Annotated in this window: 25 protein-coding genes; 19 read left to right on the top strand and 6 right to left on the bottom strand. The window is 72.2% G+C overall.

Annotated elements, in window-relative coordinates; translation table 11 throughout:
- From AB0I32_RS13575 to pcaC, 6 genes are read left to right on the top strand one after another with little or no spacing between them, the layout of a single operon-like run.
- A complete protein-coding gene (locus AB0I32_RS13575) occupies positions 1–1860 on the top strand; it encodes a TIM barrel protein (RefSeq protein ID WP_357506720.1) in 1860 nt (619 codons plus the stop codon).
- On the top strand, positions 1857–2657 hold the full coding sequence (gene pcaH / locus AB0I32_RS13580) for a protocatechuate 3,4-dioxygenase subunit beta (protein ID WP_357506722.1): 801 nt from the start codon (positions 1857–1859) through the stop codon (positions 2655–2657). The genes AB0I32_RS13575 and pcaH overlap by 4 nt, the downstream gene beginning before the upstream one ends.
- Positions 2650–3327, top strand: coding sequence for a protocatechuate 3,4-dioxygenase subunit alpha (gene pcaG, locus AB0I32_RS13585; protein WP_357506724.1), 678 nt, complete (start codon positions 2650–2652; stop codon positions 3325–3327). The genes pcaH and pcaG overlap by 8 nt, the downstream gene beginning before the upstream one ends.
- Complete coding sequence (locus AB0I32_RS13590; RefSeq protein WP_357506726.1) at positions 3272–4567, top strand: lyase family protein; 1296 nt, start codon at positions 3272–3274, stop codon at positions 4565–4567. Before pcaG ends, AB0I32_RS13590 begins: the two co-directional genes overlap by 56 nt.
- Positions 4564–5385 (top strand): alpha/beta hydrolase, encoded by an 822-nt coding sequence (locus AB0I32_RS13595; RefSeq protein WP_357506728.1) that lies wholly within the window; start codon positions 4564–4566, stop codon positions 5383–5385. The genes AB0I32_RS13590 and AB0I32_RS13595 overlap by 4 nt, the downstream gene beginning before the upstream one ends.
- Positions 5382–5771 (top strand): 4-carboxymuconolactone decarboxylase, encoded by a 390-nt coding sequence (gene pcaC, locus AB0I32_RS13600; protein WP_357506730.1) that lies wholly within the window; start codon positions 5382–5384, stop codon positions 5769–5771. Before AB0I32_RS13595 ends, pcaC begins: the two co-directional genes overlap by 4 nt.
- A gap of 84 nt (positions 5772–5855) precedes the next feature.
- Here pcaC and AB0I32_RS13605 read toward each other — a convergent pair whose 3' ends face one another.
- The 3 genes from AB0I32_RS13605 to AB0I32_RS13615 form a co-directional block, all read right to left on the bottom strand.
- Positions 5856–6005, bottom strand: coding sequence for a hypothetical protein (locus AB0I32_RS13605; protein ID WP_357446799.1), 150 nt, complete (start codon positions 6003–6005; stop codon positions 5856–5858).
- 109 nt (positions 6006–6114) lie between these two features.
- A complete protein-coding gene (locus AB0I32_RS13610) occupies positions 6115–6759 on the bottom strand; it encodes a TRIC cation channel family protein (RefSeq protein ID WP_357506732.1) in 645 nt (214 codons plus the stop codon).
- A 58-nt stretch (positions 6760–6817) separates the two neighbouring features.
- On the bottom strand, positions 6818–7918 hold the full coding sequence (locus tag AB0I32_RS13615) for an amidohydrolase family protein (RefSeq protein ID WP_357506734.1): 1101 nt from the start codon (positions 7916–7918) through the stop codon (positions 6818–6820).
- Positions 7919–8162: 244 nt separating this feature from the next.
- Here AB0I32_RS13615 and AB0I32_RS13620 point away from each other — a divergent pair, with 244 nt between their 5' ends.
- From AB0I32_RS13620 to AB0I32_RS13645, 6 genes are all read left to right on the top strand, one after another.
- On the top strand, positions 8163–9050 hold the full coding sequence (locus AB0I32_RS13620; protein ID WP_357506736.1) for an SIS domain-containing protein: 888 nt from the start codon (positions 8163–8165) through the stop codon (positions 9048–9050).
- 119 nt (positions 9051–9169) lie between these two features.
- On the top strand, positions 9170–10498 hold the full coding sequence (locus AB0I32_RS13625) for an ABC transporter substrate-binding protein (RefSeq protein ID WP_357506738.1): 1329 nt from the start codon (positions 9170–9172) through the stop codon (positions 10496–10498).
- The gene (locus tag AB0I32_RS13630; RefSeq protein WP_357506740.1) at positions 10495–11427 is read left to right on the top strand and encodes a sugar ABC transporter permease; all 933 of its coding nucleotides are present in this window, start codon (positions 10495–10497) and stop codon (positions 11425–11427) included. Before AB0I32_RS13625 ends, AB0I32_RS13630 begins: the two co-directional genes overlap by 4 nt.
- The gene (locus tag AB0I32_RS13635) at positions 11427–12317 is read left to right on the top strand and encodes a carbohydrate ABC transporter permease (RefSeq protein WP_357506742.1); all 891 of its coding nucleotides are present in this window, start codon (positions 11427–11429) and stop codon (positions 12315–12317) included. Before AB0I32_RS13630 ends, AB0I32_RS13635 begins: the two co-directional genes overlap by 1 nt.
- Positions 12314–13318 (top strand): carbohydrate kinase family protein, encoded by a 1005-nt coding sequence (locus AB0I32_RS13640; RefSeq protein ID WP_357506744.1) that lies wholly within the window; start codon positions 12314–12316, stop codon positions 13316–13318. Before AB0I32_RS13635 ends, AB0I32_RS13640 begins: the two co-directional genes overlap by 4 nt.
- A complete protein-coding gene (locus AB0I32_RS13645; protein ID WP_357506746.1) occupies positions 13315–14283 on the top strand; it encodes a PfkB family carbohydrate kinase in 969 nt (322 codons plus the stop codon). Before AB0I32_RS13640 ends, AB0I32_RS13645 begins: the two co-directional genes overlap by 4 nt.
- Positions 14284–14659: 376 nt before the next feature.
- Here the strand turns inward: AB0I32_RS13645 and AB0I32_RS13650 are convergent, their stop codons facing one another.
- Positions 14660–15466, bottom strand: coding sequence for a DeoR/GlpR family DNA-binding transcription regulator (locus tag AB0I32_RS13650; RefSeq protein ID WP_357506748.1), 807 nt, complete (start codon positions 15464–15466; stop codon positions 14660–14662).
- A 99-nt stretch (positions 15467–15565) separates the two neighbouring features.
- On the opposite strand from AB0I32_RS13650, the gene AB0I32_RS13655 reads away from it, so the two are divergent.
- From AB0I32_RS13655 to yidD, 3 genes are all read left to right on the top strand, one after another.
- On the top strand, positions 15566–16894 hold the full coding sequence (locus AB0I32_RS13655) for an alpha-glucosidase/alpha-galactosidase (RefSeq protein ID WP_357506750.1): 1329 nt from the start codon (positions 15566–15568) through the stop codon (positions 16892–16894).
- The gene (locus AB0I32_RS13660) at positions 16891–17742 is read left to right on the top strand and encodes a class II fructose-bisphosphate aldolase (protein WP_357506752.1); all 852 of its coding nucleotides are present in this window, start codon (positions 16891–16893) and stop codon (positions 17740–17742) included. Before AB0I32_RS13655 ends, AB0I32_RS13660 begins: the two co-directional genes overlap by 4 nt.
- Before the next feature lie 121 nt (positions 17743–17863).
- Positions 17864–18157 (top strand): membrane protein insertion efficiency factor YidD, encoded by a 294-nt coding sequence (gene yidD, locus AB0I32_RS13665; RefSeq protein WP_357506754.1) that lies wholly within the window; start codon positions 17864–17866, stop codon positions 18155–18157.
- Positions 18158–18270: 113 nt separating this feature from the next.
- Here the strand turns inward: yidD and AB0I32_RS13670 are convergent, their stop codons facing one another.
- Positions 18271–19821 (bottom strand): DUF4832 domain-containing protein, encoded by a 1551-nt coding sequence (locus AB0I32_RS13670; RefSeq protein WP_357506756.1) that lies wholly within the window; start codon positions 19819–19821, stop codon positions 18271–18273.
- A gap of 164 nt (positions 19822–19985) precedes the next feature.
- On the opposite strand from AB0I32_RS13670, the gene AB0I32_RS13675 reads away from it, so the two are divergent.
- The 4 genes from AB0I32_RS13675 (at position 19986) to AB0I32_RS13690 (ending at position 24868) form a co-directional block, all read left to right on the top strand.
- A complete protein-coding gene (locus AB0I32_RS13675) occupies positions 19986–20909 on the top strand; it encodes a sugar ABC transporter permease (protein WP_357506758.1) in 924 nt (307 codons plus the stop codon).
- Entirely contained in the window at positions 20906–21862 is a 957-nt protein-coding gene (locus tag AB0I32_RS13680; RefSeq protein ID WP_357506760.1) for a carbohydrate ABC transporter permease, read from the top strand. The genes AB0I32_RS13675 and AB0I32_RS13680 overlap by 4 nt, the downstream gene beginning before the upstream one ends.
- Positions 21863–21888: 26 nt before the next feature.
- Entirely contained in the window at positions 21889–23232 is a 1344-nt protein-coding gene (locus AB0I32_RS13685) for a sugar ABC transporter substrate-binding protein (RefSeq protein ID WP_357506762.1), read from the top strand.
- Between the two features lie 130 nt (positions 23233–23362).
- The gene (locus tag AB0I32_RS13690) at positions 23363–24868 is read left to right on the top strand and encodes a glycoside hydrolase family 36 protein (RefSeq protein WP_357506764.1); all 1506 of its coding nucleotides are present in this window, start codon (positions 23363–23365) and stop codon (positions 24866–24868) included.
- 33 nt (positions 24869–24901) lie between these two features.
- Here the strand turns inward: AB0I32_RS13690 and AB0I32_RS13695 are convergent, their stop codons facing one another.
- On the bottom strand, positions 24902–26059 hold the full coding sequence (locus tag AB0I32_RS13695; RefSeq protein ID WP_357506766.1) for an ROK family transcriptional regulator: 1158 nt from the start codon (positions 26057–26059) through the stop codon (positions 24902–24904).
- Positions 26060–26075 lie beyond the last annotated feature (16 nt).

Genomic DNA, 26075 nt, shown 5'->3' on the forward strand with positions numbered 1-26075 from the left:
ATGCACAGGTCGATCGCCACCGTCTGCCTCAGCGGCAGCCTGGAGGACAAGCTCTACGCGTGCGCCGACGCCGGGTTCGACGGCGTCGAGATCTTCGAGCCCGACCTCGTCGTCAACGACCGCAGCCCCGAGGAGATCCGGGCGCTCGCTGACCGGCTCGGCCTGAGCCTCGACCTCTACCAGCCCTTCCGGGACTTCGAGGGCGTCACCCCGGCCCTGCTGGAGGAGAACCTGCGCCGGGCACGGGAACGGTTCACGACCATGCGCCGCCTCGGTATCGGCACCGTGCTGGTCTGCAGCAACGTCGCCACCGCGACGGTCGGCTCGGACCAGGTCGCCGCCGAACAGCTGCGCCGTCTGGGCGACCTCGCCGCGTCCTTCGGGATCCGGGTCGCGTACGAGGCGCTGGCCTGGGGCCGGTACGTCGACGACTACCGCCGCTCCTGGCGGATCGCGCAGCTGGCCGACCACGAGGCCGTCGGCGTCTGCCTCGACAGCTTCCACATCCTCTCCCGCGGGCACGACCCGGCAGGCATCGAGGACATCCCCGGCGAGAAGATCTTCTTCGTCCAGCTCGCCGACGCGCCGGCGCTCACCATGGACGTGCTCTCGTGGAGCCGGCACCACCGCCTGTTCCCGGGGGAGGGTGTGTGGGACCTCGGCCGGTTCGTGACCCACCTGGTCCGCACCGGGTACACCGGTCCGCTCTCGCTGGAGGTCTTCAACGACGTCTTCCGGCAGACCGACACCGTGCGTACGGCGGAGCACGCGCTGCGCTCCCTGGTCTGGCTCGAGGACCGGGCGGCCCGGCTCCTGGCCGACGACGGCGGTCCGGACGCCCACGGGGGAGCGGCCGACGACGACGGCCGGGCGAGCCTCCACCGGATCGCCGACGTCGACGTGCCCACCGGGTACGACTACGTGGAGATCAAGGCCGAGGACACCAGCGGCGTCGAGGTGCTGCTCGACCAGCTCGGCCTCACCTTCCGCGGCCAGCACCGCACCAAGCCGGTCCGGCTGTGGTCGTCCGGCGACGCCCGGATAGTGCTCAACGAGCAGCACGCGCGGGACCTGGACCCGCACCTGGCGGGCATCGGCTTCGGCGTGGCCGACGCCGCGGTCGCCGGCGACCGCGCCCGCGCCCTGGCGGTCCGCGCCGCACCCCGCAGGACCCAGGACGGCGAGCAGGACCTCGCCGGGTTCGTGGCACCCAGCGGGCTGGAGGTGTTCCTCAACGACCGCCGCGACCGGACGGAGGCGGGCGAGGAGCCCGCCTGGGCCGCCGAGTTCGACCGCGGCCGGGCGGGCGGCGCGGGGGAGATCACCGGCATCGACCACGTCAATGTCTCGCACGGCTGGGACGCCCACGACGAGGCGGTGCTGTTCTACACCAGCGTGCTGGGGCTGGAGAAGCCGACGGCGACCGAGGCCGCCGGACCGCAGGGCCTGGTCCGCAGCCAGGTGATGCGCACCCCGAGCGGCGCGGTCCGCATCTCACTGAACGTCGCGCCCGTGGGGGTGTCGCACCCCGAGCACGTGGCGCTGGCCTGCACCGACGTCGTCGCGGTCGCCCGGAGGGCCCGGGAGCGGGGGCTCCGGCCGGTGCCCGTGCCGGACAACTACTACGACGACCTGCGGGCCCGGTTCGGGCTCGACGAGGCGACGCTGACCCTCCTGCGCGAGCACCAGCTGATGTTCGACCGCTCGGAGACCGGCGAGTTCTGGCACTTCTACACGCCGCGCATCGGCCGCGTCTGCTTCGAGGTGGTGCAGCGGGTGGGCGGGTACGACGTGTACGCGGGCGACAACACCCCGGTCCTGCTCGCCGCCCAGGACCGGCTGGACAGGGGGACACGATGACGACGGACGCCTCCGGTCCGGTCCCGGCGCTCGACTCGCAGGCGCAGCTCAGCGCCGAGATCGAGGCCGCGCACCGTGCCTACGAACAGGGCCTGGACCGCGGCGCCCCGGCGGAGTCCGGCCCGCGCCTCGACTGGCCGCCCTACCGCAGCTCGCTGCTGCGGCACCCGACCAAGGACCTGCACCATGCCGACCCGGAGACGATCGAGCTGTTCGCCCCGGTCTTCGGCGAGCGGGACATCGGCGCGCTCGAGGCCGACCTGACGGTCCAGCATCAGGGCGAGCCGATCGGCGAGCGGATTGTGGTGCGCGGCCGGGTGGTCGACGGGGAGGGTCGGCCGGTGCGCCGCCAGCTCGTGGAGGTCTGGCAGGCCAACGCCGCGGGCCGGTACGTCCACAAGCGGGACCAGCATCCGGCGCCCGTCGACCCTCATTTCACGGGTGTCGGGCGCACGCTCACCGACGACGACGGCTGGTACCGGTTCCAGACGATCAAGCCCGGCCCGTACCCGTGGAGGAACCACTTCAACGCGTGGCGCCCCGCGCACATCCACTTCTCGCTGTTCGGGCGGGAGCTCACCCAGCGGATCGTTACCCAGATGTACTTCCCCGGGGACCCGCTCTTCGCCCTGGACCCGATCTACCAGTCGATCCAGGACTCCCGAGCCCGCGACCGGCTCGTGGCGGCCTACGACCACGACGTCTCGGAGCACGAGTGGGCCACCGGTTACCGCTGGGACATCGTACTGACCGGGTCGCACCGCACCTGGACCGAACCGGAGGACGGCGATGGATGAGCCTGCCGCGAAGCCCTTGATGCCGAGGTCCCTGCTGCCACCGACGCCCGGCCAGACCGTCGGCCCCTTCTTCGGCTACGCCCTGCCCTACGTGCGCGGCAACGAGCTGGTCGAGGCGGGCACCCCGGACGCCGTCCGCCTGCACGGGACCGTGTACGACGGCGCGGGCGCACCGGTCCCCGACGCGCTGATCGAGATCTGGCAGGCCGACCCGGCGGGCGCCGTGGTACGCCGGAGCGGCTCGATCCTGCGCGACGGCACCTTCACCGGCTGGGGCCGCGCCGAGACCGACCGCGAGGGCGGCTACTGGTTCCGCACGCTGCGCCCGGGCGCCACCGAGCCGGGCCGGGCGCCGTTCTTCGCCGTGACCGTCTTCGCGCGCGGCCTGCAGGACCGCCTGTTCACGCGCGCCTACCTGCCGGACGCCGCGGCATCGGGGCCAGACGCGCTGCTCGGCTCGCTCCAGCCCGAGCGACGGGCGACGTTGTTCGCCCACGACGAGCCGGACGGCTCGCTGCGCTACGGCGTCAGTTGCTCGCTGCGCTTCGACATCCGCCTCCAGGGCGGGCCACCAGGGGAGGAGGAGACCGTGTTCCTCACGTACGACCGCACGAATGCCCTCGCCGACGACGCGGACGCGGCGGCTCACCGGGACGGTAGCGGTGCCTGACGTCGGCCTGCTCACCCCCGGTGCGGACCTCGCCCCCGAATCCCCGGCCGCGGTGACCGACGACGTCGCGGTGCTGCGGGCGATGCTGCGCACCGAGGCGGCGTGGGTGCGCGTCCTCGCGCGGCACCGGGGCGGGGGCGGGCTGGACGCCGTCGTCGAACGCCTGGCCGGTCCCGACGCCGCCGCGCTGGACCTCGCCACCCGGGTGGCCCGGGCGAGCGCGGGCGGGGGCAACCCGGTGATCCCGCTCGTCGCCGAACTGCGCGACGCAGTGGGACCGGACCTCGCCCCGCTCGTGCACGCCGGGCTGACGTCGCAGGACGTGCTCGACACGGCCCTCGTCCTGGTGCTCCGCGACGCGGCGCGCCACGCCGGAGCCGACCTCCAGCGAGCCGTCACCGCGGCGGCCCGCCTCGCGGAGGACCACCGCGGCCGGCCGGCGCTCGGCCGCACCCTCGCCCAGGCGGCCGTCCCGACCACGCTGGGCGCCCGGTTCGCGGGCTGGCTCCAGGGCCTCGCGGCGGCCGGGGAGTTCCTTGCGGAGACCGCCGAGGCCCTGCCCCTGGCTTACGGCGGAGCGGCCGGCGAGCTGTCGGGCGTGAGCGACCTGGCCGACGGCGACCCCGTCGCCGACTGCGACCCGTTCGCGCTGGTGGAGGCCTGGGGCGACGAGCTCAGGCTGCCCGTCGGGCCCGGCCCGTGGCACGTCACGCGTACGCCCTTCGTCCGGCTGGCCTCGGCGCTCGCGGAGGTGTGCGCGGCCCTCGGCAAGGTGGCGAACGACGTCCTGCAGGGTGTCCGGCCCGGAGTGGGCGAGCTGCGCGAGCCGGCCGCGCCGGGCCGCGGCGCGTCGTCGGCCATGGCGCACAAGCGCAACCCCGTGCTGTCGGTGCTGGTGCGGCGCTCGGCGATCGCCGCACCGCACCTCGCGGCGCAGGTGCTGGCGGCCGCCGGACTCGCCGTCGACGAGCGGTCCGACGGCGGGTGGCACGCCGAGTGGCCCGCCCTGCAGCAGCTCGCCCGGCACACCGTGGCGTCGGCGCATGCCGCCGCGGAGCTAATGGAGGGTCTCGAGGTGGACGCCGCCGCCGTGGACCGGAACCTGCGCGAAGGCCTGCCCGACGTCGGACGGGCGCCCGACGTCGGGGCGGCGGCCGCGGTGGTGGACCGGGTGCTCGGCCGGTTCGGCGACCTCGCCGACGACCCTGCCGGCAGGCGCCCGGCGAGGGAGGAGCCGTGAGCGTGCGGCCCCGGCTGGGCGCCGTCGAGCTCACGCTGCGTGACGCGACGCGTCCGCTGCTGGTGCTCGGGCCCTCGCTGGGCACGTCGGTGGCGGCGCTCTGGTCGGACGTGGCGGGGCGGCTGGGTGATGACCTCGACGTGGTCGGCTGGGACCTGCCCGGCCACGGCACCGCCCCGTCGCCCACGCCCGGGGAGCTCGACGGGCTCACCGTCGGCGACCTCGCGACCGCCGTCCTCGGCGTGGTCGAGCGGGCACAGGCCCGGCGCGGCGACCCCGGGGCGCCGTTCTGGTACGCGGGGGTGTCGGTCGGTGGCGCGGTCGGCCAGCGGCTGCTGCTGGACGCGCCCGGCCGGGTGCTCGGCGCCGCGCTCGTCTGCACCACCACACGGTTCGGCGAACCGACTGCGTGGGCCGAGCGCGCCGACCTGGTGCAGCGGGCGGGCACCCCTACGCAGGTGGAGGCGGCGGCCGGACGGTGGTTCGCCCCGGGATTTCTCGACCGCGCACCGGAGGTCGCCCTGCGGCTGCTGGCCGACCTGCAGACCGCCGACCGGTTCGGGTACGCGGCGGTGTGCCGGGCCCTGGGCGGCCACGACCTGCGGGGGCGGCTCGGCGTCGTCGACGTCCCCGTCGTGGCGATAGCGGGTGCGGCGGACCTGGCGACGACGCCCGCGCAGCTGGCGGAGATCGCGCAGATCGTCCCCGGGGCGCGGCTGAGGGTGCTGGACGGGGCAGCGCACCTGGTGCCGGCCGAGCGGCCGCAGGCTGTTGCCGCGCTGGTCAGGGATCTGGTGGAGGGGCGGGTGGCGGCATGACCGACCGCGACGACCAGCGCCGCGACGTCGGCACCACCGTGCGGCGCGAGGTGCTCGGCGACGCGCACGTGGACCGCGCCGTCGCGGGCACCACGGCGTTCACCGCCGACTTCCAGGACTTCATCACCCGGTATGCGTGGGGCGAGATCTGGACCCGGCCGGGGCTCGACCGGCGGAGCCGGTCGATGATCACGCTGACCGCCCTGGTCGCCGGGGACCACTGGGAGGAGCTGGCCATGCATGTCCGCGCTGCCGTGCGCAACGGACTGAGCGTCGACGAGATCAAGGAGGTGCTGCTCCAGACCGCGGTCTACTGCTCGGTGCCGAGCGCCAACCGCGCGTTCCGGATCGCCCAGGAGGTGCTGGGCGAGGAAGGACTCATCTGAGACATGCTGTGGGGACGGCCCAGGCCGCGACCTGCCGGGGGCTTCAGCAGATCGCGGCCTGGAGAGGTCCGGTACGTTCCGGCGCTATGTCCGGCTGCGGTTGACCAGGCCGATGACCAGGCTGGCCACGAGCACGATCACACCGATCCAGATGAGGAACTGGCCGATCTCAGTGGCGACACCGAGAATCACGAGAGCCACACCGACCAAGACGAGAATGAGCCACGAGGGCATGTTGATCTCCTTCCTCCTCACAGCGCACTGTCGCGCCGTGCTGTGTTCAACACTGCTCCCGTTCCCAGTTACTCGCATCTCGGTCATATTTGGCATCCCGGGAAGCGGCTCAGATCGCCGGCGGCGGGAGTGCCGGGCCGTGGTGGCCGCCGGCGGGCGGCGCTCCCCAGCGGTACCGCAGGGAGACCATCCGCAGGGCGAACACCACCGCGGCGATCGCCGTCCCGGTGCCGACACCGAACCAGCCCGCCCAGGAGGCCAGACTGGTCAGCCCGGCCCCGATCAGCGCGGGGATTGCGTACAGGCCGCGGGCGCGGAAGATCTGCGGCACGTCGTTGGCGACCACGTCACGGATGACGCCCCCGCCCACGGCGGTGACCACGCCGAGGATCGCGGACGCCGTCGGGTTCATCTCCGCCGCGAGCGCCACCAGCGTGCCGGTGACGGAGAAGAGCGCCATGCCCGCGGCGTCGAAGGTGAGCAGGAGGTCGTGGTAGCGCTGCACGGCGTGGGCGAAGAAGTACACGACCACCGCCGCGACGACCGGCGGGACCAGGTAGATCGGCGAGTCGAACGCGCGCGGCACGCCGGCGTCGATGATCACGTCCCGCAGGATGCCTCCGCCGAGGCCGACGCAGGTGCCCAGCAGGAGCGAGCCGACGATGTCGAACTGGCGCCGGACGGCGAGCAGCGAGCCTGACACGGCGAAGAAGAAGACGCCCAGGAGGTCCAGGACGAGCGACGTCCACGCCACGTGGGGCTCCTTTCCGCGGGAAACGCCTGACAGGCAAGCGTAGAGCGGAACGGGGCGATCAGCTGCGGTCGAGCCCGAGGACCCGGCGGGCGTTGCCCGCGTACAGGGCGGGCAGCAGGTGTGCGGGCAGGTCGGCGCCGGAGATCTGCCAGCGGCCCTGCGGCGGCACGTCGTCGCCCGGTGCGTAGTCGAAGCATTCGTCGTCGGTCTCGAGGAAGCGGAGGTAGACCTCGAGCTGCTCGGGGGACAGCGGGAAGGCGTCCGTGCCGAAGAGCACGCGGTCGGGGAAGGCCTCGACGAGCCGGCGGAACCGTCGCGGCTGTCGCCCCAGCTCGCCGAGCCGGCCCGCGATGTCGACGACGAGGTTCGGCGCCGCGTTCAGCAGCCGCTCGACGCGGTCGAGGTCCTCGGCGACGCAGCCGACGTGCGCGCCGATGTACCGCGTGCCGGGCGTCGCCACGAGCAGCCGCTCGAACGCGTCCAGGAGCTGGTCGAACGACGGGTAGCGGTCACGGTCGGCGAACGACCAGTCGGGCTGGCCGACGAGCTCGTCGAACCGCTCGTTGTGCGCGTCCAGCGGCTCGAAGAACGCCTTCGGGTCCGCGACGTGGATCAGGACGGGCAGGCCGAGCTCACCCGCCAGGGCGAGCACGTCGACCACGCGCTGGTCGTCCGGCGCCACGAGCTCGCCGTCGGGCCCCACGACCGTGAGACCTACGTTCTTCCACACCTTGACCCCGCGGGCGCCGCGTGCGGCGCTGTCGCGCAGCTGGTCCTGGATCTCGCGCTCCCCGCCGGGGCGGCGCAGGAGGGTCCAGTCCACCTGGCAGAACGTCAGGAAGCGTCCCGGATGGGCCCGGTCGTACCGGTCGAGGTTGGCTTCGAGCTCGTCACCCCACAGGCCGTCGAGGTTGACGACGGTCTCCAGACCGGCGTCGTCCATCATCCGGAGCAGTGCCGCGACGTCGGGTGCGCACCAGTCGGTGGTGAGCCAGCGCCCGAGGTGGTTGTGCACGTCGATCGCGGGCACCGACGCGCGCTGGACCCGCGTGACGGGCACGCTGACCTGGGGTCGCGGGGCCCAGTCGACGAGCCGGAGGTCCGGCACCGAGACGGTAGCGGGGCCCGTGGCTCCCAGGGGGCTGTGGTCGTGGCTCATTACTGGCTCCTCGGCGACGGTGCTGGAAAGTGCTCGACGTGAGCGGCACGTCACCGAGGATCGGGCATGCCTGAGCAGATTGCCGACTTGTTACGCGAATCAATCACTCAGAGTGATCGAGTTCGGCAGTCTTGGTGACTGCCGCGCAACTGTCGAGCACGATGGGCGTCGACGGGGCCGAGCAGTCGGCGCCAAGCACAGGTGCCCGGCAGCGGGTGCCCCGGACGACGACAGGAAGCTGCACGTGAGCATCAGCACCACTACCGAGCGTGAGATCCGCAGCCAGCCCGAGGTCTGGGCACGCGCCGTCGCCGCGGCGGGGGAGGGTGCGCGGGTGCTGGGCCGGCCGGGCGAGCGGGTTCTGCTGCTCGGCTGCGGTACCAGTGCGTTCGTCGCCGAGTCGGTCGCCGTCCTGCGCGAGCGGGCCGGGCACGGCGAGACCGACGCCGCCTACGCGTCGGAGTGGACGCCGGGCCGCACCTACGACCGGGTGGTCGTGATCAGCCGGTCGGGAACCACGAGCGAGGTGCTCGAGGCACTGGCCCGGGTGCCCGCGGGCACGGTGAAGGCGGCGGTCGTCGGTGTGGCCGGCTCGCCGGTGGCGGAGGCGGCCGACGAGACGCTCGTGCTGGACTTCGCGGACGAGGAGTCGGTGGTCCAGACGCGGTTCCCGACGTCGGTCCTCGCGCTGGCGCGCACCGGGTTCGGCGAGGACCTGTCGCCGGTGCTCGACCAGGCGGCAGAGGCGCTCACCGCGCCGCTCCCCGTGGACCCGGCGCGGTTCGGCCACTTCGTCTTTCTCGGCAGGTCCTGGAGCTACGGGCTGGCGCAGGAGGCAGCGCTCAAGATCCGCGAGGCCGCACAGGCCTGGTCGGAGTCGTACCCGGCCCTCGACTACCGGCACGGACCCGTTGCCGTGGCGGGGGAGACCAGCCTGGTGACGCTGTTCGGCGACGCCGACCCGGCGCTCGCCGCCGACATCGAGCGCACGGGCGCCACCGTCCAGCACTGGGACCTCGATCCGCTGGTCCAGCTGGTGCAGGCGCAGCGCCTCGCCGTCGAGCTCGCGGGGGCGCGCGGGCTGGACGCGGACAACCCGCGGCACCTGACCCGGTCAGTGGTGCTCGGATGAGCCACAGGTACACCCCGAGCCCGCAGGCGTGACGGCTGTCCCAAGAGGACAGCCCAGTAGACAGCTCAACAAGACAACCCAAGAAGACAGCGAAGTACGCAGAAGGAACGAGGACGATCATGCTGCGTCAACACAGAGGTACCTCCCGAGGACGGGCCGCCGCCGGCGTCGCCGCCCTGCTCACGACGACGGCCCTGCTCGCCTCGTGCTCCTCGGGTGCGCAGGGTGCGACGACGCTCGACAAGGATGCCGACGTCACGCTCACCTGGTGGACGGGCCAGGCCGACCAGGCCCAGACCATCCTCACCGGGCTCGCCGAGGAGTTCGAGGAGGAGCACCCCAACGTGACCATCGAGGTCTCGTCGGGGGCGCCGTCGACGGAGGACCTGCTCCAGAAGCTCTCGTCGTCGTTCGCCGGGGGCACCTACCCCGACATCTCGTATGCGTTCGGTTCGTGGGCGAGCGAGCTCGCGGAGTCCGAGCGGACGCTCGACATCACCGAGCAGGTGACCGACCCCGCCGTCGGCTGGGACGAGTTCTCGGGCGCGGCGCAAGCCACGGCCCGGCCGACGGGCGACGCCACCATCGGGTTCCCCGCCGTCGTGGACAACCTCTCCCTGATCTACAACAAGACGGTCTTCGACGAGGCGGGCGTCGAGTACCCGACCGCCGACTGGACGTGGGACGACTTCCGCGCCGCGGCGAAGGAGCTCACCGACCCCGCCACCAGCACCTACGGGTACGCGTACTCGGTCTCCGGGTCGGAGGAGACCACCTGGCAGTTCTGGCCGCACCTGTGGCAGAACGGCGGCGAGATCCTCGACGAGTCCGGCACGGAGGCGACCTTCGACTCGGAGGCCGGGGTCGAGGCGCTCACCCTGCTGCGGGACATGGCCGTCGAGGACAAGTCGGTGTACCTCGACCAGACCGACACCAAGTTCGGGCAGATCTTCGCGAGCGACCAGATCGGCATGATCACCTCTGGCCCGTGGTCGCTGTACGACCTCCAGGTCGCCGGGACGGACTACGGCGTCGTACCCCTGCCCGGGACCGACGGCAAGCACACGACGATCTCGGGCGCGGACCTGTGGGTGCTGTTCGACCACCAGGACGCCAACCGTGAGTACTGGTCGTACGAGTTCACGAAGTGGCTCACCGACCCCGAGCAGGACGTGCGCTGGAACGTCGTCTACGGCAACCTCCCGCTGCGCGAGAGCGAGATCGAGTCGCCCGAGTTCCAGGCGCAGGTCAAGGAGATGCCCGGCCTCGACGTGATGGCCGAGAACAGCGTGAACGCGACCATCCCGCGCCCCACCGTCCCGGGCTACGTCAATCTCTCCGAGGCGATCGGCACCGCGATCTCCCAGGTGCTGCAGGGCGAGGGCGAGCCGGCCGAGGCGCTGACACGAGCCGCGGACGAGGCGACCGACGCGCTGGCGGACAAGTGACGGCGACCGCCGTCCGGACCAGGCGGGCCGTCCCTCACCGGCGGCCCGCCTCGGCCCGCAGGGTCCGGGACGGCCTCACCGGGTGGGGGTTCGTCGCGCCAGCGACCCTCATCGTGCTGGGCCTGTCGATCTTCCCCGCGGTCTGGGCGTTCCTGCTCTCCCTGCAGGACTGGAACGGCTTCTCCACGCCCGAGCCGGTCGGGTTCGACAACTACCGCGAGATGGCCACCGACGCGGACCTCGCGGCCGCCGCCGGCCACACCCTGCTGTACACCGCGCTGTTCGTGCCCGCCTCGGTACTGCTGGGCCTTGGCCTCGCCGTGGCGCTGAACCGGCGCATCGTGCTGGTCGGCCTGTACCGCACACTGATCTTCCTGCCGTTCGTCGTGTCGGCCGCCGCGACCGGCATCCTCACGACATACCTGTTCAACCCCCAGTTCGGGCTCGTCAACAACGTGCTGCGGGTCGTCGGGCTGCCGCAGCAGGGCTGGCTGGAGGACCCGCACCAGGCGATGGTGGTCCTCGCGATCATGTCGCTGTGGGGGCAGGCCGCGTTCACCACGGTCATCTACCTCGCCGCGCTCCAGGACATCCCCGCCGAGCTCGAGGAGGCCGCCCGCGTCGACGGCGCCAACCGCTGGCAGTCGTTCTGGCACGTGACGTTCCCCCAGCTCGCGCCCGTGACGGTGTTCGTGGCGATCTGGCAGACGATCCAGGCGATCCAGCTCTTCGACCTGGTCTACACGACCACTCGCGGCGGGCCGCTCAAGGTGACGGAGACGATCGTGTACTACTTGTGGACCTCTGCCTTCAAGGACCTCGAGTTCGGCTACGCGTCGGCGGTGGCCTACGGGCTGTTCGCCGTCACCCTCGCGATCACCATCGGCGTGACGATCTACTCGCGCCGCAGCACGGTAGGTGGATTCTGATGACCATGATCCGCGTGCCCGCCGGCCCGCTCCCCGCGCCGCCGTCGGCCACGGAGGCCGAACCCCTGCCGCGGCGCAAGCGCCGCACGGGCTGGTCGCACCTCGTGCTCGTACCCGTGGCGCTGCTGTTCGCCACGCCGTTCGTGCAGATGTTCCTGACCTCGCTGACGCCCGAGTCGGAGATCAACCGGTTCCCGCCGCGCTTCTTCCCCTCCGAGCTGACGCTCGACGGGTACGCGAAGCTCTTCCGCGACACCGACGTGCTCCTGTGGACCGGCAACACGGTGCTGGTCTCCCTGGTCGCGGTGGTCTCCCACCTCGCCCTGTGCTCGCTCGCGGGCTACGGCTTCGCGCGGCTGAAGTTCCCGGGACGCAACGTCGGGTTCCTCATGATCATCGCGACGATCATGATCCCGACCCAGCTCCTCATGGTGCCCACCTACGTGATGTTCGCCCGCGTCGGCATCATCGACACCCTCGCGGCGGCGATGGTGCCGTGGCTCGCCTCGGTGTTCGGGATCTTCCTGATGCGCCAGTTCTTCCTGTCGCTCCCCGCCGAGCTCGAGGAGGCAGCGGTGCTCGACGGCTGCTCCCGCTGGGGCACGTTCTGGCGGATCATCCTGCCGCTCGCCCGGCCGGCGCTCGCGACGCTGGCGATCTTCACGCTGCTGAGCTCCTGGAACGACCTGGTCTGGCCGCTGATCGCGATCAACGACCCCAGTGCCTTCACGCTGCAGCTGGGTATCACCAACTTCCAGGGCGCACGGCGCACCGACTGGTCGCTGCTCATGGCGAGCAACGTCGTGGCGACGCTGCCCCTGATCCTCTTCTTCGTCTTCGCGCAGAAGCAGTTCATCGCCACCATGACGTTCACGGGAGTCAAGGGATGACCGAGCTCGAGACGGCCGCCGGTACGGGCGCCGCCGGACCGCACACGCCGCACGTCCCGCTGCCCGTCGTCGTGGTGGGGGACGCGAACGTCGACCTCGTCCTGCGCGGCGACGTCGTGCCCCGCTTCGGGCAGGCCGAACAGCTCGCCGACTCGGGCGACCTGGTGCTGGGCGGCTCGGCGAGCATCGCGGCGTCGGGCATCGCACGCCTGGGCGTGCCGACGTCGCTCGTGGCGCGCGTGGGCGCCGACACGTTCGGCACGTTCACGCTCGACGCCCTGCGCGGATGCGGGGTCGACGTCGGCTCCGTCGAAGTGGCGGACGACGAGCCGACCGGGCTGTCTGTCATCCTCTCCACACCCGAGGACCGGGCGATCCTCACGGTGCCCGGGACCATCCCCACGCTCACCGGTGAGCAGGTCAGCCGGGTGCTCGACGCACGGAGCGCGCCAGGGCTGCTGCACGTCGCCTCGTACTTCCTGCAGCCGGGCCTGGCACGGGACCTGGCCGGCGTGCTCGCGCGCGCGAGGTCCCAGGGCTGGTCGACGAGCCTCGACACGAACTGGGACCCGGACGAGGTGTGGGCCGGTCTCGACCAGGTACTGCCGCACCTGGACCTGCTGCTGCCCAACCGCAACGAGCTGCGCGCGATCGCGGGTGCCCTCGGCGAGTCGGCGGACCTGGACGACGTGGCGCTGGCGGTCCGGATCGCGCAGCGCGGCCCGCGGGTGGTCGTCAAGGACGGGGCCGACGGCGGCTGGTCGGTCGGTGCCGACGGCGCCGTCGTGCGAGCGCCGGGCGTGGCCGTGGACGTCGTGGACACGACCGGCGCGGGGGACAGCTTCGACGCGGGCTACCTGGCCGCCCTGGCGTACGGCGTCGCGGACGAGGGCACACGTGTGCGGTGGGCGACCGTCGCCGGCTCCCTGTCGACGCTCGGCTCCGGCGGGACGGGACGGCAGGCGACCCCGAGCGACCTGGAGCGGGAGCTCGCGCGGTGATCTCCGCGATAGCGCTCAGCCCGTCGCTCGACGTCACGTACGTGGTAGACGAGCTGGAGGGGATCCAGCGCCCGCGTTCGGTGCACCGCGTCGCGGGAGGCAAGGCGCTGAACGCGGCGCGTTCGGCCGCGGCGCTCGGCGCGCGGGTCTCCGCGGTGGCGGTGCTCGGCGCGGGCGTGGGGCAGGACGTCGCCGCAGGCGCGCGGGCCGACGGCGTCGACGTGCACGTGGTGCCCGGCGAGGAACCGACGCGCGCGTGCATCTCGATCTTCTCGGCAGGTACCGGACGGCTCACCGAGGTCTACGAGCGCGCCGTCCCGGTCTCCGCGGGCGAGGCTGCCACCGCACTGGACATTGCCGTCGGGCTGGCCGCTGACCGGCCGGGGTGGTGGCTGATCTCGGGCGGCCTGCCGGAGTCCGCTCCCGAGGGCCTGCTCGCGGACGCCGTGCGCCGCCTGCGCGACGCAGGGGTCCGGGTCGCCGTCGACAGCCATGGGGCGGCGCTGCGCGACGCTGTCGGGGCCCGCCCGGACCTCGTGAAGATCAACCGCGCGGAGGCGCTGGAGCTGGTGGGTGGTGCTGGTGGCGTCGGTGCCGGCGGTGCCCGCGGTGCCGGTGAGGGCGGCGGCGAGCCGTCGGTGCTCGAGCTGCTCGCCGCGGTGCACGCGCGCACCGGCGGGCTGGTCGTGGTGACGGACGGCGCCGCCGGGGCCTGGGCCACCGACGGCGACCAGGTGCTGCGCGCACGGCTCACCGGGCACACGGGAGGTTTCCCGGTGGGGAGTGGCGACTCGTTCCTGGGCGGGCTGCTCGTCGCGCTCGACGGCGGCGACGACCTCGCCGCGGCGATGGCGCTCGCGACGGCTACCGGGACCGCCAACGCACAGGTCCCGGGAGCGGCGATCCTGGACCCGGACCTGGCTCGCCGCCTCGTCCAGGAGGTACAGGTGACCGCGGCCGGCTGAGCGCGCCGAACCGCAACTTCCACGTCCGGTTCCGTGCCGAACCGGACCGCGGCTGGCTGAGCGCGCCGAACCGCAACCTGCACGTCCGGTTCTGCGCCGAACCGCAACCTGCACGTCCGGTTCCGTTCCGAACCGCAACCTGCACGTGTATCAGGGCCCCGATGGGCGCGTAACCTTCGGATGGGCGATCAGATAGACCAGCAACTTGCGGTTCGGCGACGTCGGGCAGTCCAGATAGACCAGCAACTTGCGGTTCGGCGACGTCGGGCAGTCCAGGTAGACCAGCAACTTGCGGTTCGGTGACGTCGGGCCGGCCGGGAGGACGAGCAGGTCGCGGTTCGGTGGCGAGGGTGGGCCCGCCGTCCGACCGTCGTTGTCAGTCCGGGACTATCTGGATCTCCACGCCCTCCGCCTCGATCGCGGCCAGGGCCTCCGGGTCGGCCGAGGAGTCCGTCACCAGCACGTCGATCTCCGAGAGGTCGGCGACCTTCGCGAGCGTCACCCGGCCCACCTTCGAGCCGTCCGCGACGACCACCACGTGCTCGGCGTGCGCGAGCATCGCGTGGTTGGTGCGGGCCTCGGTCTCGTCGTGGGTGGTCGCGCCGCCGCGCACGCTGATGCCGTCGGTGCCCAGGAACGCCGTGCCGACGTTGATGGCGTTGAACGTGTTCTCGGCCAGCGCCCCGACGGCCTCGAACGAGCTCGACCGCACGAACCCGCCGGTCATGATGACCTTCAGGTTGCTCCGCGACGCGAGCTCGGTGGCCGTGGTCAGCGCGTTGGTCACGATGGCGAGGTCGGGGCGGGTGGCGAGCTCGCGCGCGACGGCGGCCGCCGTCGTGCCGCCGCTGATGGCGACCGAGTAGCGCCCCGCCGGGAGCAGCCCCGCGGCGTGCTCGGCGATACGCACCTTCGCGTCCCGGAACCGGTTGTCGCGCAGCTGCACCGGGACCTCGGTGGTGGGGTCGAGCGCGCGGACGCCCCCGTGCGTGCGGACCAGCAGGCCCTGCTCCTCCATGGCGGCCAGGTCGCGCCGCATCGTCGCCGAGGACACGCCGAGCTCGCGGACGAGGTCGGTGAGCCGGGCCGTGCCCTGTTCGTTGACGTAGGTCAGGGTCCGCATCATGCGCTCGGTGCGCTTGTGCGAGATGGCGCGTGGTTCTGACTCCGCCGTGGTCGCCATACCGTTCCCTTCTCGAACCGCTCACTCAAACTGATCGTTTATCGCGAATTCTGATCGTATTCTTGCACATCTCGCGCGGGCCCCCGGATGATCGACGCCATGGTCAGCATCGCGTTCATCGGCGCCGGGAGCGTCGTCTTCACCCGGCAGCTCGTCGCCGACATCCTGCGTTTTCCCGAGCTCGTGGACGCCCGCCTCGTGCTCCACGACATCGACCCCGAGCGGCTCGACGTCGCCGAGGCGACGGCGCGGCAGGTCGACCGCCAGCTCGGCGGCCGGGCCACCGTCGTCGCGACGGCCGACCGCCGCACGGCGCTCGACGGCGCGGACTTCGTCATCAACATGATTCAGGTGGGCGGCGTCGACGCGACGATCGCCGACCTCGAGATCCCCGCACGGCACGGGCTGCGCCAGACGATCGGCGACACGACCGGCGTGGGCGGGATCTTCCGCGCCCTGCGCACGTTCCCCGTGCTCACGGCGCTGGCCGCCGACATGCGCGAGCTGTGCCCGGACGCGTGGCTGCTCAACTACACCAACCCCATGGCGATGAACGTCTGGTGGCTGTCCGTGGTCGCCCCCGAGCTCAAGGTCGCTGGGCTGTGCCACAGTGTCTACTGGACCGCCCACGACCTCGCCGAGCTGGTGGGCGTGCCGGTGGAGGAGACCCGCTTCCGCGCGGCCGGCGTCAACCACCAGGCCTGGCTGCTTCAGTGGGAGCACAAGGGGCAGGACCTCTACCCGGTGCTGCGCGACCGCATCCGCGCCGACCCCGAGCTCGAGCGCCGCGTGCGCGTCGAGATCTTCCGCCGCATCGGCTACTACCCCACGGAGACGAGCGAGCACTCGTCGGAGTACCTGTCGTGGTTCCTGCGCTCGGATGCACAGATCGAGCGTTACCGGCTGGAGCCGCTGGAGTACGTCGGCATCAGCCGTGAGAACCTCGCGGAGCTCGACCGGGCGAAGCGGACCCTCGCCGCGGGTGGCGAGCTGGAGCTCGAGGAGGGCGCGAGCGAGTACGCGCCGCAGATCATCCACTCGATGGTCACCGGCACGCGCCGCGAGGTGCACGTCAACGTGCCCAACCGCGGGCTGATCGACAACCTGGGTCAGGACGCCGTCGTCGAGGTGCCCGCGATCGTCGACGGCTCGGGCGTCGCGCCGGTGGCGATGGGGGCGCTGCCGATCCAGTGCGCCGCCGTCAACCAGGCGTACGTCTCGGTCGGACGGCTGACCGTCGAGGCCGCCCGCACCGGCGACCCGCTCCTGGTCCGCCAGGCCGCGCTGATGGATCCGAACACCGCCTCGACGCTGACCCCTGAGCAGATCTGGGCGGTCTGCGACGAGCTCACCGCCGCGCACGGCGACCTGCTGCCCGAGGCGCTGCGCAGCAGTGTCGTCCTGGGCGGCCCGGCGGGCGTGCTGTGACCCTGGCAGCCACGGGATCCCTGATCGCCGACGCCGTGCGGGCACAAGGTGCCGTCCTCGCGTTCAACGTCATCACGCTCGAGCACGCCGAGGGCATCGTCCTCGGGCTCGAGGCGGCCGGCCTGCCCGGGATCCTGCAGGTGAGCGAGAACGCGGTGAACTTCCACGGCGGGCGGATGGCGCCGCTGGTGGCGGGGTGCCGCGAGGTCGCGGCGTCGGCGGGCGTGCCGGTCTCGGTGCACCTCGACCACGTGCAGGACCTCGAGCTGGCCCGGTCGGTCGTCGCGAACGCCTGGCCGCTCGGCGTCTCCTCGCTCATGGTGGATGCCGCGCACCTGGAGTACGAGGCGAACGTCGCGACGACGGCGGAGCTCGCCGCGGCCGGGCACCGCACCTCGCTGTGGATCGAGGCCGAGCTCGGCGCGATCGGCGGCAAGGACGGTGCCCATGCGCCGGGCGTGCGCACCGACCCGGACGAGGCGGCGTCCTTCGTGGCGCGCACCGGCGTGGACGGACTCGCCGTCGCCGTGGGCAGCTCGCACGCCATGACGAGCGCGACGGCAAAGCTCGACCTCGACCTGATCGCCCGCCTCGCGGAGCGCCTCTCCGTGCCGCTCGTGCTGCACGGGTCCTCGGGGGTGCCGGTCCCGGCGCTCCGGGCCGCGATCGCCGCGGGCATCCGCAAGGTCAACGTCGGTACGGCGCTCAACGTGGGCTACACGGCCGAGGTGCGGCAGTACCTCGCGGCCGACGGCGCGGTGACCGACCCGCGCAAGTACCTCGCCCCGGCACGGGCCGCGGTGCGGGACGTCGTCGACCAGCTCTGCACCGAGATCCTGCGCGCCTAGGACGCTCTCGGAAGCAGCCGACGGGGCCGGCAACCGGTCGCTCTCGCCCGGGATCCTGAGGCGATCGCCACGGCGGTCGCTGGGGCGCGCGAGTGATCCGGGACGACCGTACGGTGTCGAGATGGGCCCAGCAGCCAGAGCCGTCGATCATGCGATCGTGATGTACCAGCGTCGGATCTCGCCGCGGAAGGGCTGGCGCTGCGCCTACGGCGTCCTGCACGGCGGCGAGGGGTGCTCCGGCGCAGCGCGGGACCTGTTCTCCCGCAGGGGCCTCGTGCGGGGTGCCGTGCCCATGGTCGTGCGGTTTCTCGCGTGCTACCAGGCCGCCAGGATGCTGGCCCTTGCCGACGTGCAAGGCGTGTGCTGCTGCGGGCCCATCCCGATCCCGTTCGGCTGGAAGTCGCCCCGAAGCTGATGTGGTGATGCCCCCTGGCCGGCGAGTTCGCCGGCCAGGGGGCATCACCTTCCGCACCGGCTGTGGGATGCCAGGCCTCGACAGGCCCGTCCAGCGGTGGTGGGGGAGATCGGTCAGGAGAGTCCGGGGACCTCGCCCAGGGTGAGGTACCCCGGCGCGTCCTGGTCCTGGGTCGTGTTGGCGAAACGCAGCGGCTCCCCGCCCGTCATGACGTTGGGGACGTGGAAGGCCACCGTGGCACCGGCAAGGTTCCGGCCCCCGCCGTCGAGCGAGGCCTCCACGGTGGCGGAGGCGCCGGGCTGGATGCTCGGCAGGTCGGCGTCGACGGCGGTCCGGCGGACCACCTCACCCTCGTCGTCCAGGACGACCAGCTCAGCCGGCCAGTCGCCGTAGAAGGGCGCGACGCCACGGTTGGTCAGAGTGAGCGTGACCGACGCCCCGCCACCGTTGTTCGTCAGTGTGGCCTGCGTGGCGGCGAGGTCGTACCCGAGGGCGGCAGCAGCGGCGACGGCCCGCTCGCGGTCGTCGCCGTCGTACCCGGTCGCCCATGCCTGGTGGTTGATGATCCAGGAGGCGTGCGACGCCGCGGTCGAGCCGGCGACGTCGTAGTCGCGGCCGGCCGCGATCTCCTCGGCGGCGTTCGGGCAGTCGAGCGGCTCCGAGAAGATGCACGTCTGCAGCGGCGGGTACAGCTCACCGCCGATCGGCGCCGTGCGCCAGGCCTCGGTCATCCCGGCGGCCTGGACCTGGGCGAGGAAGTGCCAGTCCGTGGTGGGCAGGGTCGCGTACGCGAACGAGTCGTCGTGCAGCCCGAACGCGTGGGCGGCCACGTCGGCCGTGGGGTAGCGCGCCTGGAGCCACGTCTCGTCGAGGGCGGCGTCCCACGCGTCCCAGATCGTCGCGCGTGTCGCGGCGGACGGCATCCAGTCGATCCCCTCCGGGTTGGTCGGTTCGACGAGGCCGTTCATCGGGTACGTGTGGTCCTCGCCCCAGAAGCCGACCAGTCCGGCCGTGAGGTACGCGATCCGCGGGTCGCCGTCGTACCGCTCGCCCAGGGCGTCGATGAAGCCGGTGATCAGGCCCACGACCCGCGGGTCGTCGTAGTCGGGGGAGAAGCTGACGCCGTTGTTGTCCCAGAAGTCGTAGCGGCGCTCCTGGCTGATCCCGCCCTCGCCGAGCAGGTACGCGGGCACGCCGGAGTCGCGGCCGGGGTAGTCGAGGTAGAAGCGCAGGACCGACTGGTGCCCGCGCGCCGCGATGCTGGAGAGGTAGGCCTCCACCCGGGTCCAGTCGTAGGTGTCCTCGCCGGTGACCACCGCGTCGACCGGCAGGTAGAACCACTCGAGCGTGTGCGGGAACGACGGGTCCGCGGCGTCGAGCGTCTGGCCGGGTTCCGGGGCGAACGGCAGGAAACCCTTGAGCGGGTTGTCCGCCAGCGCGGCGGTCTGCTCGAGCGTCACAGAGTGGGTCACAGAGTGGGTCACGGCGCGGGTGCCGCCGCGGTTGCCGGCGTCGCCACCGGACGACGCGCCCGGCGCGGCCGCGGCGCTGGTCCAGGCGCCCGTGCCGCCCAGCAGGGCCACGGCGCCCAGCGTGACGACCCCGAGCAGGCCGGCGGCGGAAGCTCTTCTTCGGTGACCTGACGTGGTGCGTGGAACTGACATCGACAGTCCTCCTTGACCGAGCGAACGACGCCGGGCACGTCCCGGCGCCGTGCGGCCATCACAGCAGGAGTGAGCAGGTTATGCAAGAGGCTTGACATGGTTCTGTCAAACTGCTTGCCTAACGCCTGGCCCGAAGTGGGCCGCAGCCCATGAGGAGGGTCTCGATGACGAGAGCGATGACTGTCGACCTGCGCCGGCGTCGTGCGCCGGCCGTGCCGCGGCTGCGCAGGGCCGACAAGTGGGCCGCCGCCGTCCTGCTGTTCCCCGCGCTGCTCGGCTTCGTCCTGTTCTACCTGTACCCGACGGTCCGGGGCGTCTACTACTCGATGACGGACTTCAACCTGCTCAAGGAGCCAGGTTTTGTGGGCGCCGAGAATTTTCGGACGCTCGTCGCCGACCCGCAGGTGTGGACGTCGCTGCGCATCACCGCCGTCTTCGCGCTGGCGAACCTCGTGGTCATGCTGGTGCTCGCGCTCGGGCTCGCCGCGCTCATGCAGCGCCTGCGGCTGCGCACCTGGGTGCGCTCGCTCCTGCTGCTGCCCTGGCTGGTCCCCAACGTGGCGATCGCGCTGATCTGGGGCTGGCTGCTGGACGCCAACGTGGGCTTCCTGAAGAACCTGCTCGACTCGACAGGGATCGAGGGGGTCACGTTCTACAACCCCGACGCCGCGCTCTGGATAGTGGTCGGCATCTCGGTCTGGTCCGGTCTCGGCTACACGGCGTTGCTGCTGTACGCGGGGATGCTCCAGGTGCCCGCGGAGCTGTACGAGGCGGGCGCGCTCGACGGCGCGAGCGAGACGCGGATGTTCTTCCGGCTGACGCTTCCCCTGATCCGGCCCGTCCTCGCCCTGGTGCTCGTGGTGTCGCTCATCGGGTCGTTCCAGGTGTTCGACCTGGTGCAGGTGGGGTACGGCAACAACCCGATCCCCGAGGTCCGCGTCATCTACTACTACATCTATCAACAGGCATTCGCGTTCTACAAGATGGGCTATGCCTCCGCGATAGCGATCCTGCTCGTCGTCATCCTCGGGGCGCTCACCTACGTGCAGCTGCGTCTCATGCGTGCCAACCGATCGGACCTGTCATGAGCGCGACCGCCACACGTCCCCGGACCAGCCGGGCCGGGCGCCCAGCCGTCCGGCAGCGTCCCGCACGCCGCCCGCGCCCCGCCGTCCGACCGGGCAGGGTGGTGGCCTGGGTGGCCGTGGCGGTGGTGATCGTCGCGACGGTCTTCCCCTTCTTCTGGATGGTGCGCACCGCGTTCACCCCCGCCGCGGGGCTCATCGAGGAGGCCGGCCGGCTGTGGCCGACCGACCCGACGCTGGTCAACTTCCGGCGCGTGCTGGGGCTGACGAGCGTGGAGGAGGCGGTCGCGGCGGGCGGCACCGGAGCCGCCATCGACTTCGTCCGGTACACCGCCAACTCGCTGCTCTACGCCGGGTCCGTTGCGGTGATCCAGACGCTGTCGTGCGCTGCGGCGGCCTACGCCTTCGCGCGGCTGCACTTCCGCGGCCGGGACGCGCTTTTCGGCCTGGTCCTCGCAGGGCTGATGGTGCCGGGGATCTTCACGCTGCTGCCGAACTTCGCCCTCATGCGGGAGCTGGGCCTGCTCAACACCATGGTGGGGCTCGTCGCGCCCGCGCTGCTGATGAGCCCGTTCACCATCTTCTTCCTCCGCCAGTTCTTCCTGTCCCTGCCGACCGACGTCGAGGAGGCGGCGATGCTCGACGGTGTGGGCAGCCTCGGGCGCTTCTGGCGCATCGCCCTGCCGATGAGCCGCGGACCGCTCGCCACGATGATGCTCATCACCCTCGTGGGCATGTGGAAGGACTACCTGTGGCCGCTGGTCGCGGGGAGCTCACCCGAGACCCGCGTGCTGACCGTCGCGCTCGGGGTGTTCCAGCAGCAGTCGCCCAACACGGCACCTGACTGGACCGGGCTCATGGCCGGCGCCACCTTGTCGGTCGTCCCCGTACTCCTGCTGCTCGTCCTCCTGGGCAGGCAGCTCGTGCAGTCCCTCAACTTCTCCGGCGGGAAATGACCCCCGTAAGAACCGAAAGGAAGACCATGAAGAGGACCAAGGCGCTCGCGGCGCTCGGCGCCGCGTCGTTGCTGGCGCTCAGTGCGTGCTCCTCCGGAACCGGTGGCGACGACGCCGCCGGCGAGGCCGTGACGATCGACTACTGGCTCTGGGACGACACGCAGCTCCCGCTGTACCAGCAGTGTGCCGACGACTTCCACGAGCTCAACCCGGAGATCACGGTGACGCTCACCCAGACCGGATGGGCGCAGTACTGGCAGAACCTGAGCACGCAGATCACCGCCGGGACCGCCCCGGACGTGTTCACCAACCAGATCTCGTACTACCTCCAGTTCGTGCAGAACGGCCAGCTCCTCGACCTGACCGACCGCGTCGAGGCCTCCGACGTCGACCTCGCCGCCTTCAAGGAGGGCCTCGCCGACCGCTGGGTCTTCGAGGGCAAGCGCTACGGGCTGCCCAAGGACTGGGACACGGTGGCCCTCCTGTACGACACGGAGGTCGCGAAGGAGGCGGGCTTCAGCGCCGAGGAGATGAGCGCGCTGACCTGGAACCCGGACGACGGCGGCACCTTCGAGGAGCTGGTCCGTGCCATGTCGCTCGACTCAGCGGGTCGCACGGGCCTGGACCCGGCGTACGACAAGGACGACGTCGTCCGCTACGGGTACTACCCCGAGTGGGCGGACGGCGCCGTCGGCCAGAACGGCTGGGGCAACTTCGCCCACTCGGCCGGGTTCACCTACAGCGACGACGAGGGCGCGCCCACCTCGTTCAACTTCGACTCCGCCCCGCTGGTCGAGACCGCAGGCTGGCTGCAGGCGCTGATCGAGGACGGGTACGCGCCGCCGTTCGACGAGCAGTCCACGCTCGGCACCGAGGCCGTGATGACGAGCGGCAAGGCGGCCTCGACGATCACGGGCTCGTGGACGGCGTCCACGTACCTCGCCGAGGACGTGCCCGTGGACTTCGCCTTCGCGCAGGTGCCCGAGGGGCCGCAGGGCCGTACCGCCGCGACCAACGGTCTCGCCGACTCCGTCTGGGCCGGTACCGAGCACCCGGACCAGGCCTTCGCCTGGGTCGAGTACCTCGCCTCGCCGGCCTGCCAGGACACGGTGGGGGAGGCGGGCCTCGTGTTCCCCGCGCTGAATTCGGGTACGGAGGCGGCGCTCGCGGCACGCGAGGAGCAGGGCCTCGACTCGTCGGCGTTCGTCGGCGTCGCCGACGCGGGGGAGATCTTCGCCGTACCGGCGTTCAACAACGCCGCGGAGGTGAACGCCGCCGTCCAGGACGCCATGCAGGCGATCGCCCAGGGCGCCGACCCGGCCGAGCGTCTGGGGGAGGCGAACGACGCCGTCGAGTCGCTCTTCGAGTAGTCCGGACCGGCCCGAGCAGTCCAGACCGGCCGGCGGTCTTCGCCGTCGGCACACCGACCGACCTCGTGTCGGTCCGTCCCACGGCGGGAGCGGTGCGTGGCGCCGCTCCCGCCGTCCACGAGGAGAACGCATGTCAGTTGGAACCCAGGCCACCGTCCCGATGCGCCTCGCCGGCACGGTGTGTGCGGAGCGGCCGAGCTGGGCACGGCCGGCGACCGGGGTCGCGGAGACCTTCCTGAACGCCTCGCGCGTGTCCGTGCTGCACGGCCTCGCCGACGGCGACGTCTACCGGAACGGGCAGAACTCCTGGTCCCCGACGGGCTGGCGGCGGCTGTCGCAGGAGCCGCTGCGCGTCGCCGACGCCCGGCGCAGGCAGACCGCCGACGACACCGGCTGGGACGACCCGGCGCGGCACCACGCGTCGTGGATGATGACCGTGACCGACGGCGCCACCGCGTACCTGCTGGGCTGCCTGGAGGGCGAGACTCCCAGGCTGCACGCCGACCGGGACGTGCTCGCCGCCTGGACCGAGACGGGGCGGGACGCCTCCTGGGTGCTGCTGGCCGGCACCGAGGACGAGGTGTTCTCGCGGTACCGCGACCTGCTCGTGGACCGGTACGGCGTGCGGGGCGAGGATCCGGGGACCGTGTGGTCGTCCTGGTACTCGCTGTACGAGACGGTCTCGCGCGCGGAGCTCGACAAGATCGTGCCGCAGCTCCCGGAGCTGGGCTTCGACACGGTCCAGATCGACGACGGCTGGGAGGAGCTCGTCGGAGACTGGACGCCGAACGAGAAGTTCGCCGCGGGGATGAAGGACGCCGCCGCCGCGATCACCGACCGCGGGATGCGCCCCGGGCTGTGGATCGCACCGTTCATCGCGCTGCCGCAGTCGCGGGTGGTCCGGCAGAACCCGCAGATGCTGCTGCGCGACCTCGACGGTGTCCCGGTCCGCGCCGGGTCCAACTGGGGCACTGACTACCACACCTTCGACTTCACGCGGCAGGACGCGCGGGACTTCCTCGTCGACACGGTGACGCGCGCCGTCGACTGGGGGTTCAGCTACCTCAAGCTCGACTTCATCAACGCGGGCGCCGTGGCAGGGGTGCGCGCCGAGGACGTCGACCGGGAGGCCGCGTACCGTTCGGCGATCGAGCTGATCCGGGAGGCCGTCGGCCCGGACGTCTACCTGCTGGGGTCCGGCGCGCCGGTCTTCCCGTCGCTGGGGGTGCTGAACGCGGTGCGCACCGGGCCCGACGTCGCGCCCATGTGGGACAACTACGCCAGCGACGACCCGTCCGACGCCATGGCGCGCAACGCCGTCTTCAACGGCGTGAACCGGCTCTGGATGCGCGGCCTGATCGGCCTCGACCCCGACGTCGTGTACTTCCGGCGCCGGCGCAACCTGCTGAGCGACGAGCAGATGCAGTGGCTGCGGGACTGCGCGCAGCTCTCGGCGTTCCGCGCCGTCTCGGACCCGCCCGACTGGATCGAGCCGGCCGACCTTCCGGCGCTGCGTGAGTTCCTCACGAGTGCGCCGGCCACCGAACGCGTCGACCGGTACCGCTACCGGATCGGCTCACGACTGGTGGACTTCGGTCCGGCGATCGACGGCGGACCGGGTCACTACCCCCTTTAGTACCCCCTAGTACCCGCTCTAGGGGGTAGCCGGTCAGGCGTGCGCGCGGGGGCGTTCGGCGGGCAGCAGCCGTTCGGCGTAGAAGGTCGACTCGACGTCGGCCATGGCCAGCCGGACGGCCCCGCGCGCGACGTGGTCGGGCCCCAGGGAGGAGACCTTCACCTGGGGCATCCGCACGACGCTCTTGCTGAGCATCGCGCCGAACTCCGCGCCCCAGAGGTCCGCCCACGGCGTGTTGCCGCCGCCCAGCACGACTATCTCGGGATCGAGCGTGAGCACGACGGCGGCGGCCCCGGTCGCGAGGTCGCGCGCGTACCGCCACACCGCCTCGCGTGCCTCGGCATTGCCCTGCCGGGCCTGCCGGAACGTCCACGCGGACCGTTCGCTCTCCCGGAGCGACCCGGGCATGCCCGGCACCTGCTGCAGATCCTCCAGGGCGGTGAGCCAGCGGACGGCGGGGAGCGCGCCGATCTCCCCGGCGGCACCACCGTGGCCCCGCACCAGCCGGCCGTTGACGAGCGCCGCCGCTCCGGTGCGCAGCCCGGCGAGGATGTAGACGACGTCGCGGGCGCCGCTGACCACCCCCCACTCGTGCTCGGCGAGGAGGGCTACCTTGACGTCGTTCTCCACCTGGACGGGGCAGGTGAACCGGCGGCCGAGATGCCCGACGAGGTCGACCTCTGCCCAGCCCGGCAGCGGGCTCACCATCGAGGTGCGGCCGTGCGCGTCGACCGGACCCGTCACGGCGGCGGCGACCGACCAGACCGCTTCCGGCGTCGCACCCGCGCCGGCGAGCGCCGCCTCGACCACCTCGTCGAGCCGGTCGAGGCGCTGTGCGGGCGCCGCCGTCGGCTCGACGGCCAGCTCGTGCCCGGCCAGCACCGTGCCGGCGAGGTCGGTCAGCACAGCGCTGATCCGGTGCACCCCGATGTCGATCCCGAGGAGCCTGCCGATCTCGGCGTGGAAGCGGAAACGCTGCGGCGGGCGGCCGCCCTGACCGTTCGGCACCGGCTCCACCGCGACCACCCAGCCGAGGTCCGTCAGCTCGGACACCAGGGAGTTGATGCTCGGGCGGGACAGCCCGGTCGCGCGGACCAGCTCCGTCGTCGTCGAACCCGATCCTGCGCGGACCTCGCGGAAGGTGCGCACGAGGTTGAGGTCGCGGACCTGGGGATTCTCGCGCTTCGTCACGAGGCCCATCCTCTCG

The organism is Promicromonospora sp. NPDC050249, assembly GCF_040656015.1.
GTDB lineage: Bacteria > Actinomycetota > Actinomycetes > Actinomycetales > Cellulomonadaceae > Promicromonospora.

Excerpts from the sequence above, each read along its gene's own strand:
- AB0I32_RS13680 (WP_357506760.1), top strand. The coding sequence starts at position 20,906 with ATGAGCGCGACCGCCACACGTCCCCGGACCAGCCGGGCCGGGCGCCCA.
- AB0I32_RS13605 (WP_357446799.1), bottom strand. The coding sequence starts at position 6,005 with ATGCCCTCGTGGCTCATTCTCGTCTTGGTCGGTGTGGCTCTCGTGATT.
- AB0I32_RS13615 (WP_357506734.1), bottom strand. The coding sequence starts at position 7,918 with ATGAGCCACGACCACAGCCCCCTGGGAGCCACGGGCCCCGCTACCGTC.
- AB0I32_RS13575 (WP_357506720.1), top strand. The coding sequence starts at position 1 with ATGCACAGGTCGATCGCCACCGTCTGCCTCAGCGGCAGCCTGGAGGAC.
- AB0I32_RS13690 (WP_357506764.1), top strand. The coding sequence starts at position 23,363 with ATGTCAGTTGGAACCCAGGCCACCGTCCCGATGCGCCTCGCCGGCACG.
- AB0I32_RS13590 (WP_357506726.1), top strand. The coding sequence starts at position 3,272 with ATGCCCTCGCCGACGACGCGGACGCGGCGGCTCACCGGGACGGTAGCG.
- AB0I32_RS13625 (WP_357506738.1), top strand. The coding sequence starts at position 9,170 with ATGCTGCGTCAACACAGAGGTACCTCCCGAGGACGGGCCGCCGCCGGC.
- AB0I32_RS13685 (WP_357506762.1), top strand. The coding sequence starts at position 21,889 with ATGAAGAGGACCAAGGCGCTCGCGGCGCTCGGCGCCGCGTCGTTGCTG.
- pcaC (WP_357506730.1), top strand. The coding sequence starts at position 5,382 with ATGACCGACCGCGACGACCAGCGCCGCGACGTCGGCACCACCGTGCGG.
- AB0I32_RS13655 (WP_357506750.1), top strand. The coding sequence starts at position 15,566 with ATGGTCAGCATCGCGTTCATCGGCGCCGGGAGCGTCGTCTTCACCCGG.
- AB0I32_RS13635 (WP_357506742.1), top strand. The coding sequence starts at position 11,427 with ATGACCATGATCCGCGTGCCCGCCGGCCCGCTCCCCGCGCCGCCGTCG.
- AB0I32_RS13650 (WP_357506748.1), bottom strand. The coding sequence starts at position 15,466 with ATGGCGACCACGGCGGAGTCAGAACCACGCGCCATCTCGCACAAGCGC.
- pcaH (WP_357506722.1), top strand. The coding sequence starts at position 1,857 with ATGACGACGGACGCCTCCGGTCCGGTCCCGGCGCTCGACTCGCAGGCG.
- AB0I32_RS13640 (WP_357506744.1), top strand. The coding sequence starts at position 12,314 with ATGACCGAGCTCGAGACGGCCGCCGGTACGGGCGCCGCCGGACCGCAC.
- yidD (WP_357506754.1), top strand. The coding sequence starts at position 17,864 with ATGGGCCCAGCAGCCAGAGCCGTCGATCATGCGATCGTGATGTACCAG.
- AB0I32_RS13675 (WP_357506758.1), top strand. The coding sequence starts at position 19,986 with ATGACGAGAGCGATGACTGTCGACCTGCGCCGGCGTCGTGCGCCGGCC.
- AB0I32_RS13670 (WP_357506756.1), bottom strand. The coding sequence starts at position 19,821 with ATGTCAGTTCCACGCACCACGTCAGGTCACCGAAGAAGAGCTTCCGCC.
- pcaG (WP_357506724.1), top strand. The coding sequence starts at position 2,650 with ATGGATGAGCCTGCCGCGAAGCCCTTGATGCCGAGGTCCCTGCTGCCA.